General features: G+C 72.0%; 13 protein-coding genes and 1 pseudogene. 1 reads left to right on the forward strand and 13 read right to left on the reverse strand.

Annotation, left to right across the window (positions count from 1 at the left end; all coding sequences use genetic code 11):
- Positions 1 to 7 precede the first annotated feature (7 nt).
- The 4 genes and pseudogenes from ABT063_RS21875 to ABT063_RS21890 all read right to left on the reverse strand — a co-directional run.
- Positions 8 to 1,540 carry an anchored repeat ABC transporter, substrate-binding protein gene (locus ABT063_RS21875; RefSeq protein ID WP_351059039.1) on the reverse strand — a complete coding sequence of 511 codons (1,533 nt, stop codon included), beginning with the start codon at positions 1,538 to 1,540 and terminating at the stop codon, positions 8 to 10.
- Positions 1,541 to 1,627: 87 nt separating this feature from the next.
- Positions 1,628 to 3,313: a choice-of-anchor M domain-containing protein gene (locus ABT063_RS21880; protein ID WP_351059040.1), complete on the reverse strand. Its 1,686-nt coding sequence runs from the start codon at positions 3,311 to 3,313 to the stop codon at positions 1,628 to 1,630.
- Positions 3,313 to 3,954, reverse strand: coding sequence for a choice-of-anchor M domain-containing protein (locus tag ABT063_RS21885; protein ID WP_351059057.1), 642 nt, complete (start codon positions 3,952 to 3,954; stop codon positions 3,313 to 3,315). Before ABT063_RS21885 ends, ABT063_RS21880 begins: the two co-directional genes overlap by 1 nt.
- A 147-nt stretch (positions 3,955 to 4,101) precedes the next feature.
- Positions 4,102 to 4,399 (reverse strand): annotated as a pseudogene (locus ABT063_RS21890) (metal ABC transporter permease); the annotation flags it as partial.
- A 31-nt stretch (positions 4,400 to 4,430) separates the two neighbouring features.
- Between ABT063_RS21890 and ABT063_RS21895 the strand changes: the two are divergent.
- Positions 4,431 to 4,808 carry a hypothetical protein gene (locus ABT063_RS21895; RefSeq protein ID WP_351059041.1) on the forward strand — a complete coding sequence of 126 codons (378 nt, stop codon included), beginning with the start codon at positions 4,431 to 4,433 and terminating at the stop codon, positions 4,806 to 4,808.
- 405 nt (positions 4,809 to 5,213) lie between these two features.
- Here the strand turns inward: ABT063_RS21895 and ABT063_RS21900 are convergent, their stop codons facing one another.
- The 9 genes from ABT063_RS21900 to ABT063_RS21940 form a co-directional block, all read right to left on the reverse strand.
- Complete coding sequence (locus ABT063_RS21900) at positions 5,214 to 6,992, reverse strand: ABC transporter ATP-binding protein (protein ID WP_351059042.1); 1,779 nt, start codon at positions 6,990 to 6,992, stop codon at positions 5,214 to 5,216.
- A complete protein-coding gene (locus tag ABT063_RS21905) occupies positions 6,989 to 8,728 on the reverse strand; it encodes an ABC transporter ATP-binding protein/permease (protein WP_351059043.1) in 1,740 nt (579 codons plus the stop codon). Before ABT063_RS21905 ends, ABT063_RS21900 begins: the two co-directional genes overlap by 4 nt.
- Complete coding sequence (locus tag ABT063_RS21910; protein WP_351059044.1) at positions 8,725 to 9,384, reverse strand: hypothetical protein; 660 nt, start codon at positions 9,382 to 9,384, stop codon at positions 8,725 to 8,727. Before ABT063_RS21910 ends, ABT063_RS21905 begins: the two co-directional genes overlap by 4 nt.
- Entirely contained in the window at positions 9,365 to 10,186 is an 822-nt protein-coding gene (locus tag ABT063_RS21915) for an ABC transporter ATP-binding protein (RefSeq protein WP_351059045.1), read from the reverse strand. The genes ABT063_RS21910 and ABT063_RS21915 overlap by 20 nt, the downstream gene beginning before the upstream one ends.
- A 19-nt stretch (positions 10,187 to 10,205) precedes the next feature.
- Complete coding sequence (locus ABT063_RS21920; protein ID WP_351059046.1) at positions 10,206 to 11,213, reverse strand: FecCD family ABC transporter permease; 1,008 nt, start codon at positions 11,211 to 11,213, stop codon at positions 10,206 to 10,208.
- Positions 11,210 to 12,250: a FecCD family ABC transporter permease gene (locus ABT063_RS21925; RefSeq protein WP_351059058.1), complete on the reverse strand. Its 1,041-nt coding sequence runs from the start codon at positions 12,248 to 12,250 to the stop codon at positions 11,210 to 11,212. The genes ABT063_RS21920 and ABT063_RS21925 overlap by 4 nt, the downstream gene beginning before the upstream one ends.
- A 101-nt stretch (positions 12,251 to 12,351) precedes the next feature.
- Positions 12,352 to 13,329 (reverse strand): ABC transporter substrate-binding protein, encoded by a 978-nt coding sequence (locus ABT063_RS21930; RefSeq protein ID WP_351059047.1) that lies wholly within the window; start codon positions 13,327 to 13,329, stop codon positions 12,352 to 12,354.
- 144 nt (positions 13,330 to 13,473) lie between these two features.
- Positions 13,474 to 13,614, reverse strand: a complete 141-nt coding sequence (locus ABT063_RS52235; protein WP_502990858.1) for a hypothetical protein — start codon at positions 13,612 to 13,614, stop codon at positions 13,474 to 13,476.
- Positions 13,599 to 14,372: a DegT/DnrJ/EryC1/StrS family aminotransferase gene (locus tag ABT063_RS21940; protein WP_351059048.1), complete on the reverse strand. Its 774-nt coding sequence runs from the start codon at positions 14,370 to 14,372 to the stop codon at positions 13,599 to 13,601. Before ABT063_RS21940 ends, ABT063_RS52235 begins: the two co-directional genes overlap by 16 nt.
- Between the last annotated feature and the right edge of the window lie 239 nt (positions 14,373 to 14,611).

Raw genomic sequence — 14,611 nt, forward strand, 5'->3', positions numbered from 1 at the left:
CCCTTCATCAGGCGTCCTCCCCCAGGCACTTGGCGAGCTCGGTCGCGTTGTGCCGCATCATCGATACGTAGTCGTCGACCCTGTCGTCGAACGAGTCGCCGTAGATCGTGCAGATCCCGACCCCCTCGTCCTCGGCGACCCGGCGCAACACGTCGGCGCGCGCCGCGAGGTTCGGCTCCAGGAACACCGACGGGACCTTCTTCTCCCGGATCGTGTCGCCGAGTTCCTCCACCTCGGCTGCGCTCGGTTCCTGGTTGGGCACGGGCACGACGAAGCCCGCGATCTCCATGCCGTACGCCTTCGCGAGGTACCCGAAGGCATCGTGCGTGGTGATCAGCTTCCGGTTCTGCTCCGGCACGGTCGCGAGCTTCTTCGCGACCTCCTCGTCGAGGGCGCCGAGCGTCTTCAAATACGCGGCGGCGTTCTTCTCGTACGTCGCCTTCCCCTCGGGATCCGCCTTGATCAGCTCGGTCTCGATCCGCCGCACGTACGCCTCGGCGTTGGCGACGTCCGCCCAGGCGTGGGGGTCCATGTCGCCGTGCACGTGCTTGCCGATCACGGCCTGCGGCAGCACCCACAGCTCGTCGCCAGCCTTGCCGAGGAAGGCATACGGCTCCTCCTTCGGTACGGCCGCCTTGGCCCGGTCGGGCACGTTGAGCACCACGTCGTCGGCCGCGAGCCGCGCCGGCTCGCCGCTCTTGTCGTCGTCCGCGCGGACGTACACCTTCCCTGTATCGGCGTTGAGGGCAAGGTCGGCGTGGCCGCCGTCGAGCACTCTCGCTCCTTCGGGCGCACCAGCGTCGTCGCCGACGGTGAAGGTGAAGGTGCCGCTGCCGATCTCCGCGGTCTTCCCGTCGAGGGTCTCGGTCTCTCCCCCGACGGTCAGCCGGTACGTACCGGGCTCGCTGAACGCCCAGTTGACATGGGTGTGCGCCTCGGGCGGCAGGGTGAAGGAGTCGGCGTCGTCGAGGCCGTCGGCGGAGTCGATGTACACCTTGGGCTTGCCGAGCGTGTCGGTGAGATACACGCGCAGCTCGCCGGGCCCTTCCAGCTTCGTGGCGGTCGTGCGGACTTGGGAGCCGTCTCCGGCGACCTCGCCCTCGACGGCCCAGCCGAGCCACAGCACGTCCAGCCCAAGGTCCTCCTCCAGCTTCATGACCGTGCCGCCGTACTCCTCCAGCTTCTCGGCGACCTCGATCTTCGGGGCGGACTTCTGGGCGTTGGTGTGGACCATCTTCATGATCCCGGACTCTTCGAGCAGGAGACCGTTGCTGAACACGACATCGGCCTTGGCGACCGTGGCCGCGTCGCCGGGGCTGGGCTCGTAGGAGTGCGGGTCGCCGTGGTGCGGCACGATCGAGGTGACGGCGACGCGGTCACCGCCGACCTGCTCGACGAGGTCGGCGATGATCGCGGTGGTCGTCGACACCGTCAACTCGGCATCCGACGAACCGGCTTGAACCCCGCTGCACCCGGACAGTAACGCGCTCGCCGCGATCAGCGCGGCGGTGGTGATGGTGCGTCTGGGATGGCCCCGCATGGGGCTCCTCCTTCTCTCGAAACACGACAGTGCCGCGTACGACGGACCGGGGGGCTGCCAGGCGCCGGTCCGTCGTACGCGGAGCTTTCACTGGGCGGTACGGCGACGTCGTACGAAGAACACCGCACCACCGCCCACCAGCAGGGCGACCACAGCGACGCCTGCGATCACAGTGACTTGCGCGCCGGTGGAGGCGAGGCCGCCGGACGTCGAGGTGCCGTTGCCGCCGGTCGACGAACCTCCGCTTGTTCCGGAGGAGTTGGAGCCCGGGGCCGCAGTCGGGCCCGAGGGGCTCGCCGAGCCGGATGCGGACACCGACGGGGATGCGGTCGCGGTCGTCGTCTCGGAGGCCGACCCCGAGGGGCCGGCCGTCGGTGTCGCGGTCGGCTCGTCCCCCTCACCCGGCTTCACGGTCGACGGGTCCACGTCGTCCCCGACCACCCAGGCGATGGTCTCCGTGTCACTGACCTTCGTGCCGTCGGCGAGGGTGGCACTGACGGTGAAGGTGGTGCGGTAGACGCCCTCGGCGGCGAAGGTCCACACGGTGTGACGGTGGGTCGGCACGGACAGGTCGAAGCTGTCCGGCAGCCCGTCAGAGCTGTCGGCCTGCATGATCACCTTGCCGAGCGCGTCCTCGCCGAAGATGTGCAACGCGCCCGGTCCCTGGAGGGTATCGAGCCGGAAGGCCACACGGCCGTCGATCTCGGAGCTCCTGAACTGGTCGGTGCTCCAGCCGGGCCAGATCAGACCGTCGAGCTGCTGGATCGGCAGCCACCACACGGGGCCGCCCACAGGCCCCAAGAACTCGTACCCCTCAGTGATCTTCCGCCTGGCCGCAGGCTTCACATGCAGCACGACCTCGTCGGGCTGATACCAGTCGTAGTCGAGGGCCGTGCCCTCCTTGAGCTGGAACTGCAGCGAGCCGTCGACCGGGCGCGCGGCCAGATCGAGGTGGCCGTTGTCGATGACATGCGCGGACGGTGCGGTGGGCGTCGGGCTCGTCGAGGGCGAGGTGCTCGAGGACGTCGAGGACGGCGGGGACGTCGAAGGCGTCGGAGTGGAGCCGTCGCCGGGCAGTACGTCGTTCGGGTCGACGTCGTCGCCGACGACCACGGCCAGCGTCTCGGTGTCGGTGGAGCCGCCGCCGGTCACCGTGAACGTCAGCCGGTAGACGCCCTCCGCGGTGAACTGCCAGATGGGAAGCAGCCGTTCCTCGTCGCCGGGCAGCGTGAAGGTGCGCTGGACCGACGCGACACTGCCGAGATACGGGATCGCCGGAGCGTCCACGTTGTCCATCTCGGGGGTGTACGTGGCCATACCGAAGTCCCCGGGCCCGTCGTATCCGGACAGCGTGACCTCGGTGTCGCCGCCCGCCTCGGAGCCGTTCCAGCCCGGTTCCGGCGCGAAGATGTTCTCCGCCTCCCAGCCGTTGAGCTGCCAGGAGGTGTCCGTGGTCGTCATGCCGAGCACGTTGGCCACCGGGTCCAGGGTGGACTGCAGGGACGACTGCACCGCGTGCAGCACCACGTCGGAGGGCTCACGCACGGCCGTCGTGCCGCTGCTCCGGTCGTCGATCTTCAACTCCAGCTTCCCGTCGACCAGTCGGGGCGTGAAATCGAGCTCGCCCTCGTCGAGCACGACGGCACCGCCGGCGGCGCGGGCAGGCCCGCTGCCGCCGGCGGCGGCCAGCCCTGCCGCGCCCAGGAGCACCGCGGTCGCCGTGGTGAGAGCCGCGGCTGTGAAGGCGCGTCTGTCGCGCGTCAGGGCCCGCATCACGAGCTGACGACGACCGTGTAGGTCGCGGTGGCCTGCTCTGTCACGCCGCTAACCGTGCCCTGGACCCTGAAGGTCAGCTGGTAGGTACCGGCCTCCTCGAATGCCCAGTTGGCGTGGTTGTGGGTGCCGACTCCGAAGGTCCTGGACTTGAAGGAGGTGGTGGCGGTGTTGCTGTCGTACCAGCGGGTGCTGCCCGCGTAGACACTGAAGTCCTCGGTGGCGGCACCGTTGCGGGTGGCGCTGACCAGCCTGTAGGTGACCGTGTTGTTGGCGAAGACACCCGTGGCCAGGTGCTCGGTGGAGATGCCGGGGAACAGCACGCCGCGGGAGTCCGCGACGAGTTCGTCGTCGGGGAGCAGCCACACCTGGCTGCCCGTTCCCAGCCAGCCGTGGCCGGGGTTGGCGACCCTGGCGGCCGCCGGCACCGCCAGCGTCACGTCCGCCGGCTCGTACTCGGTGCCGGCCTCCTCGTCGTGGACGTGCAGATGCAGGTCGGCGCCGTCCCACTCGGCGTCGAGGACGTCGACGTGGCCGCTGCTGAGCGTGGTGGCGGCGAAGGCCGACGTGTTGAGACCGGCCGTGGCGAGTGCGGCGGCGGCGATGCCGGTGACGGTCAGCAGGCGTCTGTGGGTACGCAAAAGAAACCCCCCTGGGTCATGTTCATGCCCACCTCGGGCACAACAAAGACGATAATCGTTTTCATAAACGGTTGGCAATGAGATTGCCGTGACATCTGAGGGCGTGAACGGCCGGGCATGGCGGAACGGCAAACGATGTAGATCGTCGGCGAAGACCACGCTCTGCACGGGCAGCAGCACCTGAGGCGGTGACCCGGGCCGCGGCGGCCGCGGGAGTGACGGCGAGGGTGAGGACCAAGCGCGCCCCGACGATCTGCACCGGCAGCGCGACCGCGAGCCCCAGGACGATCTTGAAGGCGGAGGACAGTGCGCGGACCGGCACTCCCCGTGCCTCGGCCACCTCCGGATCGGCGCTGGCGAACGACAGCGGCCGCCACATGACCGCCAACGCCACGAGCACCACGGCCGACGTGCCGAGCAGCCAGGACATCTGCGGGGTGTCGACTCGATCGTCTCCGGTGGTCCTCGGAGCGGGCATGAGCGCGGCCATCGGTCCGGCGCAGCTCGCCGGGGTGGCCGCCCTGCCGGTGCGGCAGTCGGGGCTGGCCCGCCGCGACCATCAGCACCACCCGCCAGGTGGGCGCCCGCTCGGGGGGCGCCGTCCTGGGGGGATCGTCGCCACCAACTCCGGTGGCGGCCCCGGCACCGGAGGCTTCGCGGACGGTTTCGTTCAGGGACCGCACATCTCGGGCCCGGTCACCGCGGCCGCGACACTCGCCGCCGCCGCGCTACTCACGCCGCCGGCACGCACCAGGGCCGGCCGGCCGTCGCATCGCGGCACACGTGCGGAGGCCGCCAGAGCAGTCGGCCCATGGCGGACGTCGGACCTGACCCGAGTCGCGCCGACCGAGTGACGCCGAACCGAATTCCGTCGGCTGATCTGGGGTCGGCCGGAGCAGATGTGACGGTGGCGTCTACGGGGAGACAGCGCCGGACGGCCTCCTGTCGAGCCGCCTGCGGCCCCCCGCACCGGCCACGCCCGGCAGCTCCACCGCCGGACGAAGAGCCGGTGGCCGGGCCGCCTGGATCGGCTTCGTCCTGGACGACGACCGCGCCGACGACCTGACGCGCATTTCCACCACCCTGCGGTACGCCCCGCGGCCGCCGGTCCCTCTCCGCGGACACGCGGCCGGAGTACGCGGTGAGGGGTCGAGGAGGGCTGAGTGCCGCCGCTGATCTGGCATGGCGGGGCGAGGAAGCGACACCGCCGCGGCCCCGCACCCGCGAATCGAAGTCGCGGCCACGGCGGTGCATCGAGTTCAGGACGGTGTGACGGTCAGCACGCGGTTGAGCGCGCCGTCGGGGCGGGCTGTGAGGTCGTCCCAGGTGCCTTCCTCGGCGATGCGGCCGGCTTCGAGTACGGCGATGCGGTCGGCGCGGCGGATGGTGGCGGGGCGGTGGGCGATGACGAGGGTGGTGCGGTTGCCCTGGGCGAGCGCGGTGGCGAGTTGGGCGTCACCGGCGTTGTCCAGGTGGGCGGTGGTCTCGTCCAGCACGAGGATCCTGGGGTCGGTCAGCAGGGCGCGGGCCAGGGCGATCCGGGCGCGCTGGCCGCCGGAGAGGGTGGCGCCGCGCTCTGCGACGAGGGTGTCCATGGGGGCGATCCGGTCGACGCCGCACGACCGGGCCGTTTCGGCGAGGAGGTCGTCGTCCGCGTCCGGTGCGGCGAGGCGCAGGTTCTCGGCGAGGGTGCCATGGAAGAGGGGGGTTTCCTGGCCCACGACGGCGATGGCACGGCGAAGTTCGGCGTCGGCCAGGTCACGAAGATCGACGCAGGCGCCGTCGCCGGGCATCAGGTGGACGGCTCCCTCGGACGGGTCCCAAAAACGGGCCAGCAGATGGGCACACGTGGACTTCCCAGCTCCGGAAACACCGACCAGGGCGAGGATCTGGCCCGCAGGAACCGTCAGCTCGACGCCGTCGAGCACGGGCCGGCCCCCGTAGTCGAACCTCACCCGGTGCAGCCGGACGCCCAGCGGGCCCGGGGGGAGCGGGCGGGGTGAGGCGGGCGGCGGAGCCAGAGCGGGCGCCTTCACAGCCGCGTCGACGCGGGCGGCCGCAGCGCGCAGACCCACGGCCTGGCTCAGCGCCCTGGCCGACTCGGCGACCGGGCCCAGCACCGACAGGGCGAGCGCCATCGCTGCCGGGGCCCACGCTCCGTGCAGCCGTCCGGAGGTCACGGACTGCGCGGCGGCGGCGACCACGCCGAGCACCGCGAGCACGATGAGCAGATCGCGTACGGCGGCGGCCATGGCCTCCCATGCGGCCTCCGCGCGCTGGGCTTCGCCCACCCTCCGGCCCTGCTCGGCGAGACGGCCGCGCCGCTCGGACAGCCCGCCGAACGCGAGCAGTTCACGCAGCCCGTCGACAGCCTCCACGGTGTCGGCCGAAAGCTTCGCGGCGGCCGCCCGGGTACGGGCCCCGCGCGCCGCGCGTCCACGCGCCTCGGCGAAGGGTGCCACGGCGAGCAGCGCGGCGACCGGCAGCACCGCCGCGAGCAGCCATGGCTCCACCGTGGCCAATGCTGTGGCTCCACCGGTGAACACCAGGCCGGATGCGAGGAGTTGGGCCGTGGTGTGGGCGTAGAAGAACTCCAGCGCCTCCACGTCGGCCATCGCCGTCGCGGCCAGGTCCCCGCTGCGCCGGCCGGCCACACGGGCGGGTGCGCTGCGGGCGAGCCCGTCGAAGACCCGCACACGCAGCTCGGCCAGCACCCGGTAGGCCAGATCGTGCGAGAGGTCCATCTCGCGCCAGGTCATCAGGGGGCGTACGAGGACGAGGACGACCAGAGCGGTGACCGTACCGGCCGAGGGGGCGCGGCCGGTGATGACGGCGGTACCGACGGTGTGCGCGGCCAGCGTCAGCAGCGCGACCAGCGAGCCCTGTTCGACGAGCGCCGCGGCGCAGGTGCGGGCCATCATCGCCCGGTGTCCGCCGAGGGCCGGCAACAGGGCACGCAGTGAACCCCGTGCGGGGACGGACGCGTCGGTGGTGCTGCTGTGCGAGATGACGGCGTCGGCGTCGGTGATGCTGCTCATGCGACGAGCCCTCCTTCATACGTGTGGCCCGCCTTGACCAGCTCGGCGTAGACGCCCCCGGCCCTGACAAGGGCGGCGTGCGCACCGACGGCGTCCACGCGTCCACCGTCGAGCACCACGATGCGGTCCGCGTGCCGGACGGCAGCGAGGCGGTGCGCGACCACCAGGACGGTCCGGCCACCCGCGGCGGCGAGCAGTTCGCGGACGATGTCCGCCTCGCGGCGTTCGTCGACCGCGCTCGTCGCCTCGTCCAGCACGAGCACCGGAGCGTCGGCCAGCAGGGCCCGGGCGAGGGCGAGGCGCTGGCGCTGGCCGCCGGAGAGGGTGGCGCCCCGTTCGCCGAGGACGGTGGCATAGCCGTCGGGGAGGTCGGCGATCTCGTCGTGGATGCCTGCGGTGCGTGCGGCGCGTTTCAGGTCGTCGTCCTGGGCGTCGGGCCGGGCCAGGCGCAGGTTGTCGGCGATGGTGGCGTGGAAGAGGCAGGTCTCCTGGGAGACCACGGCGATGCCCTGCCGCAGTGAGTCGAGCGTGTACTCGGTCACGGGCTGGCCGTCGACGGTGATCCGGCCCCGCTGTGGGTCGCGATGGCGCAGGAGCAGGGCGAGCAGCGTGGACTTGCCTGCGCCGGACGGGCCGACGATGGCGGTGACCCGTCCCGCCTCGGCGGTGAAGGTGACGTCGCGCAGCGCCGGCGCGTCGGCGCCGTCGTAGGTGAACTCCACGTTCTCGAAGCGCACGTGGGGCGGGCCCGGCCAGTGTGCTGGTGCCGTTCCGGTGTCGGGCACGGCGGGTTGGGCGGTGCGCAGTGCCGCGAGTCCGTCGGCGGCCGACACGCCCAGGTATCCGGCGTGCCACTCACGGGACAGGTCACGTACGGGCCGGAAGCACTCGGAGGCCAGGAGCAGCACCAGATAGGTGCCGGTCGCCGTGGTGGATCCGGTGACGGCCGACCAGCAGGCGAGCAGCGCGGCGGCCGCGGTGCCGCCCTGGATGGCCAGGTCGGTGAGCCCGGTGTCGACGAGGGACACGCGGAGCTTGGCGACCGTGGCCCGGTGCAGCGCCGCCGAGCGTTCCTCCAGCCGCTCCCGGGTGCGGCCGACGGCGCCCGCGGCCCGCAGCGCGGGCATGCCCTGCAGTGCTTCGAGGTAGTCGGCGCCCAGTTGCTCGTAGGTGTCCCAGTGTTCCTTGCCGCGCCTGGCGAGGAGCCGGTCCCAGGCGCGCGGCCCGAACAGGGCGAGCAGCAGGGCCGGTACGAGGCCGAGGAGGGCGGCCGGCTCTACTGTGGCCAGGGCGGCGAGCAGCAGGGGCGGCACGAAGAGGGTGATGAGGAGCTGGGGCAGGTAGCGGGAGACATAGGCATCGACGCCCTCGACCCCGTCGACCAGGGTGGTGCGGACAGCGCCGGCGCGCGCGGTGGTCAGGTGCGCGGGTCCCAGCCGTCCGAGGTGGGCGAGGAGTTCGTCCCGCAGGCGGATCCTGACCTGCGCTCCGGCGCGGGTGGCGGTGCGCCGATGCCAGTGGCTGAGCCCGGCACGGGCGACGACGACGCCGAGCACCGTCCCGACGAGCAGTGGGAGCCGGTCGGTGTCGCCCGTGGCCACGTCGGCGAGGGCGACGGCCAGCAGCACGGCCTGCGCAAGGTGGGTCAAGGTGACGGCCCCCTGCAGGAGAGTGGCCGCGAGCAGGGGGCGCCGTGCGTGCCGTGCGGCGCGGCGCAGCTCGGGGTGGACGATCAAGAGGCCCCCTCTTGGGAGTAGGTGGTGCCGAGGGCGGGGCTGTGGCCGATCCAGTCCCGGCCGGGCGCGGCGCCCAGGTCGGCCCGCTGCCGAGGGCCGACGGGCCGGCCTGTCGGCGAGGACCGGCCGGCGGTCACGTGTGCCGGGTGGACGGCGAAGCCGGCGCGCGACTCGGGCGGGTCAAAATGCGGTGCGGCGAGAGGGGCTTCGGCGCCTCCGTCGAGGCGGACCGCGGTGCGTCCCCTGCCCGGCGCGCGCTTCGCGAGCCACAGCGCCGCGGTGGCGTGTTCGGTGTCCAGCAGGATCAGCGGCCCGGTGTGGTGGTCGGAGTGGGAGATCGTGCGCCGCGCGGGGTGACGGTGAGTTCGGCGGTCTCCCCGGGCAGCGCGCCGTCGGATGCCGGGCCGAGAGGGTGCACGCGGGTCGTGGCCGGGGCGGCAGCGGGCAGCTGGTACCCACGACGAACCGGGCGTCCACCGGGGGCGGCGCTCCCGCGGACCCGGCGGGCCGCAGCCGTCCTGTCCTGTACCGCCCGAGGCCGCCAGGGAGATACGGAGCAGTCGGACGGGGCCCGGTTCGCCGGGGCCTGACTCCGGCAAAGGAAGTACGGCGTCCCGTGGACCGCCGTACTTCACCTCAGGGAATAGGGCGTGCATATTCGTCCCCTGCGAGAGGGTGATCCGGGTAGCACACCGGCCAGCCGCCCTCGGGGTCCTGGCCGACCCGCCCCGCCACCTTCAGAACATCCGCGAGCAGCCCTGGGGTGACGACCTCCTTCGGGGTCCCGTCGGCCACCACGCGGCCGTCCCGCAGCGCCACGATCCGCTCCGCGAACCGGGCGGCGTGGGCCAGGTCGTGCAGCACCATCACGACGGTGAGGCCCCGCTCCTCACGCAGCCGCACCACGGTCTGCAGCACGTCGAGTTGGTGGTGCAGGTCCAGGTACGTGGTCGGCTCGTCGAGCAACAGGACCCGGGTGTCCTGCGCGAGTGCCATCGCGAGCCGGACCCGCTGCCGCTCACCCCCGGACAGCGCGTCTACGTCCCGCTCGGCCCACTGCTCCACGCCGACATCGCGCAGTGCACGCCGTACGACGGGGTCGTCGCCCTCGCGCAGCATGCCGAGGGGGCCGCGCGCCGCGTACCGGCCCTGACGGACGAGTTGACGCACTGTCATGCCGGGGACGGCCGGGGCCGACTGGTGCAGCAGTGCGACGTGCCGGGCGGTGGCGCGGCGGGAGAGCCGGGCGAGGTCGTTCCCGCCGAGCAGCACGCGCCCCTCGTCGGGCCGCAGCAGCCCGGCGGCCAGCCGCAACAAGGTCGACTTGCCGCAGCCGTTGAGGCCGATGAGCGCGGTCAGCTCGCCCGGTTCGACGGTCACGTCGACGCCGCGCAGCACGGGGCGTCCGGGGTAGCCGAAGTGGACTTTCTCGACGCGGATCCCCACGGGTTCGGTCATGCTCTGTCCTTCGTCGACATCAGAACGTTCGGCTCGGGGAGCGGCGTACGACGGCCAGCAGCAGCGCGGCTCCGAGGCACGTGGTGAGGGCACCGACCGGCAGCGTGAGCCGCCCGGAATCCAGCGCGACCGCCAGCAGCCGCGACAGCAGTTGCGCGGCCGCGTCCGATCCGCACACAACGGCCGCACCCACGAGGGCGGCGCCGGGCAGCGTCATCCTCAGGTCCGCACCGAACACGGCCAGCGCGAGGTGCGGCACAAGCAGCCCGACGAAACCCAGTGCCCCCACGGCGGCCACCGCACCCGCCGTCAGCGCCACCGCGCACAACAGCGCGAGGCTCCGGGCCCGCGCGGCGGACAGCCCGGCGGCACCGGCGATGTCGTCGCCGCAGCGCAACAGGGTCAGCGGCCCGGCCAGCAGCCACGCCACAGCACCCCACGCGAGCGCCCACGGCCAGAGCAGGTGCCAGTGCTGCCACACGCGGCCCTCGGTCGTGCCGACGAGCCACTGGACGACGCTGCCGAGCTCACCCGGCGCGACGAGCAGCACCATGGCGGTGAGCCCGCCGAGCACCGCCGAGACGAGCACCCCGTGCAAGGCGGTCTGCGCGGGGTCTCCCCGGCCACGCCCCGCGAGCAGCCACAGCAGCGCGGCTCCGGTGCACCCGCCCACGCAGGCGGCGACGACGACGGCGAGGGGCGATTCCCACCCCGCGAGCCCGAGAGCGGTCGCGGTGACGGCCCCGAGCACCGCGCCCGGCGTCACGCCCGTGACCTCCGGGCCGGCGAGCGGATTGCGCAGGGCGGACTGCAGGACCAGGCCCGCCACGCCGAGGCACGCCCCCGCGGCGAGGGCCACCAGCATCCGGGGCAGGCGGAGTTGGAACAGAATGTGCCGCTCCGTCGCGTCACCGCCCCCGCCGAGGACGTCCCGGACCACCGCCGGGGACATCCCCCTCCCAGCCAGCAGTTCCCCGCAGGCGCACACGACGGCGAGTGCGGCGAACACCGCGAAGCGCCGCTTCACCGGTTCTCCTTCGCGGCGGACGGCGAGGCTTCAGGACCTGTCCCCCGCGGCGCCGGGCGAGCGGCGTCGGTCCGCGCCGCTCCTCGCCGAGCCGTCGGTTTCCGAGGGCCCGACCGAAGCAGGGCGACGCCGACGGGCACACCGAGGAGGGCCGTCCACGCACCGACCGGTGTCTCCACGGGCGCCAGCGCCAGCCGGGCCGGGACATCGGCGACGGCCACCACGACCGCTCCCCACGCCGCCGACCAGGGCAGCCAACGCACCGCGTCAGCCGCCGGGTTGAGCCGCTTGGCGAGGTGCGGGGCGAGGAACCCGACCCACGCCACCGGCCCGCACACGGCCGTCACGGGCGCGATCAGCACAATGGCGATGGCCAGCGCGGCGAACCTGGCCCGCTGCGCGCGCACCCCCAGCGCCTCGGCGTCCTCGTCCCCCAGCCGCAACACCGACAGCACCGGTACGCACAGCACGAGCGCGGGCAACGCGACGAGCAGCCAGGGCCACAGCCCGGTGACGTCGTCCCAGGTGCGGGCGGAGAGCGAGCCGAGCAGATACCGGTAGATCAACTGGAGGTCGAACTGGTCGGCCATCACCATGAGCACGAGCAGCGCGGCCTGCAACGCGGCGGCGACCGCGGCTCCGGTGAGCAGGACGGCGGACGGGCTGCGTCCCAACCCGGCGGCGAGCAGCGTGAGCCCGCCGCCGAGCGCGGCCCCGCCGATGGCCAGCAGGGGCTGGACGGCGGCGGGGATGGACACCGCGAGCACCAGCGGTGCGGCGACCCCGAGCGCGGCCCCGGACGACACGCCCAGCATCTCGGGGACGGCCAGGGCGTTGCGCAGCGCCTCCTGCAGTACGAGCCCCGCCGAGCCCAGGCAGAGCCCGGCGATCAGCGCCAGCATCAGCCGGGGCACGCGGAGTTCGGTGACGACGACGCCGGCGAGCGTGCTGTCGGCGTCCAGCAGCGCACCGGGCAGTCGGTACAGCGGGACGTACGGCGTGCCCAGACTCAGCGCGCAAGCGGACGCCGCGACCAACAGCCCGATGAGCACTGCGCGGTGCCGGGTCCCACTGGATCGCGGGAACCGCTCGCCCGAGGTCACCCCACCTACCGCGCTTTCGGTGTCGGTGGGTGCGCTCACCGCAGCGCGGCCGTGGCCTCGTCGAGGACGATGCCCAGCGAGCGGGTGCCGCGGCCCTTGGCCCACACCTCGGAGTTCACCTCGTGGACGTCCCCGTTCCGCACGGCCGGGATCTTCTCCCAGAGCGGGTTCTTCGCCAGCTTCTCCGACAGCTTGCCGTCCGCCTCGCCGAAGGCGATCGTCTCGACGAACAGCACGTCCACGTCACGCGCGAGGATCTCTTCGAGGCTGTAGCTCCCCTCCACGCCACGGGACTTCCAGGGATAGTCCGCCAGCTTGGGGAACAGTCCACCGGCCACGTCCGTCCCCGGCGTGGCGACACCGAAGTTCTCGTCGCTGCCGTAGATGACGAGCGCGGTCTTGTCACTCTTGGTCCGCTCGGCCTCGGCGAGCTTGGTACGGAAGGTCTTCTCGGCCTTCTCACCCTCGGTGGGGCGGCCGGTGAGCGCGGCGACATCACGCAGGTACCCCACGCTGTCCTGCCATGTCTCGGGCTGCATGGGCCAGAACGTGGTGGCGTCCTTCAGGGCCGGAGCGAGCTTGCCGTGGGTGTCCTCCAGGCCGATCACGAGATCGGGTTTGTGGGAGAGGATCGCCTCCACCTCGGGGGCGATGAACCCGCCGGGAATGATGTCGACCTCCTTCGCCTTCTTCTTCCCCAGGAAGTCGGGGTGGGCGAGGAGGGCGCTGTTCGTGGCCGTGGGGACGATGCCCAGCTCGGTCAGGATGTCGTCGCAGAGCGCGAACAGGCAGACGATGCGCTGCGGTTCCTTCTTCAGGGAGACCTTGACGCCGTGGGCGTCGGTCAACTCCCGTGTCGCCTTGATGGGTTTCACCGTGACGTCGGTCCTGGTACCGGCCGCGGCGGCTTCTTCGCTCGCGGGTCCGGTGGACGCTCCACATCCCACCAGTACGGACCCCACTGTCGCTGCGGTGATCCAGCCTCGAACGTATCTCGACGGTGAGCGCAGCATCGATGCCCTCGCTTCTTCTCGTGGGATCCGGAACGCACCGAAGATACATGATAATCGTTTTCATAAAATCTCCTTTGCGCGGAACTCCGGTCGCCGTACCGGCCGAGCACCTCGCCGCCGCCCCGTCCGGCCGATGGAGGACCATCACGAAGCGGCGTTGTGCGGTTCCTCGTCCATCGGCGGTCGGAGCAGTTGCCGCGGTTCCCGGGGCACCATGAGGTCGCGGTCGGAGGCGCGGTGGATGCCGGCGAGTCCTATGACTTCGGGGACTACGTCGTCAGGCACCACCGTTGCTCCCTCCTCGGACAGGACACCTGCTTGCGGCCCATGCGCCTTGTGAGGGCGGCTGATCGTGATGGGGAGTACGGACGCTTGGTCGACTCCCCCTCGTTGAGCAGCTCGATGGCTTGCGGTCCGCGCTCTCCCAGAACGAGGTCCGTCTCTGCGCCGAGCGCGAGACAGGCATCCTCTACGAGCGCAAGGCCATGGCGATCGGCGATGCGCCGCATCTCGATCATGTCGGCGGGATGGCCGTACATGTCGACAGGCAGCAGGGCGCGGGTCCGTGCCGTGATCGCGGCTTCGCAGGCGGTTGTGTCGATGCATCGTGACTCAGGAGCGATGTCGACCCAGACGACGGACGCACCGACCGCGCTGATCGCGGCCGATCCGGCGAGATCGGTATTTGCGACCGTGATGACTTCGTCTCCCGGTCCGATCCCGAGCGCGCGCAGCGCGGCTGTCAGGGCGGCCGTACCCGAGCCCACGGCGACAGCGTGCCGCGCGTCGACCCAGCTCGCGAATTCCTCCTCGAAATCCGGCACCTCTTCGCCCCAGCGGAACTGTCCGCTTTCAAGCACTCGGGCGATCGCGGCACCAGCGACCTGGTTGACCTTGCCGGGCATGATGGACGAACCGGCCTGCACCGGCGGCAGGTTGATCTCGCCCAGTCCCGCGCGCGGCCCGCTGGACAGCAGGCGCAGGTCGTTGCAGCTCTCGGACAGCTTGACGGCGATCCGCTGGAGCCACAGCGAACGTCTCACAGGGGTACGCCTTGTCCCGAAACTGCGGGGGCCTTCCGCTTTGCACTCGCGGAAGGCCCCTACCGTGTCACCGTCTTCGGCGTCGGCTCAGCGCAGGCGGTCTTTGGCTTTGTAGTAGGCGCCGCCGAACGGCAGGAACCAGGCGGTGCCGTTGTAGAAGGGGACGGGGACCTTGGGGAAGCCGAGGCCGCGCAGGGGGTTGGCCTCCGGCTTGCCGTCCATCATCTCGGCGACCGCGC

The sequence above is a fragment of the Streptomyces sp. NPDC002838 genome (genome assembly GCF_040295365.1).
Lineage (GTDB): Bacteria > Actinomycetota > Actinomycetes > Streptomycetales > Streptomycetaceae > Streptomyces.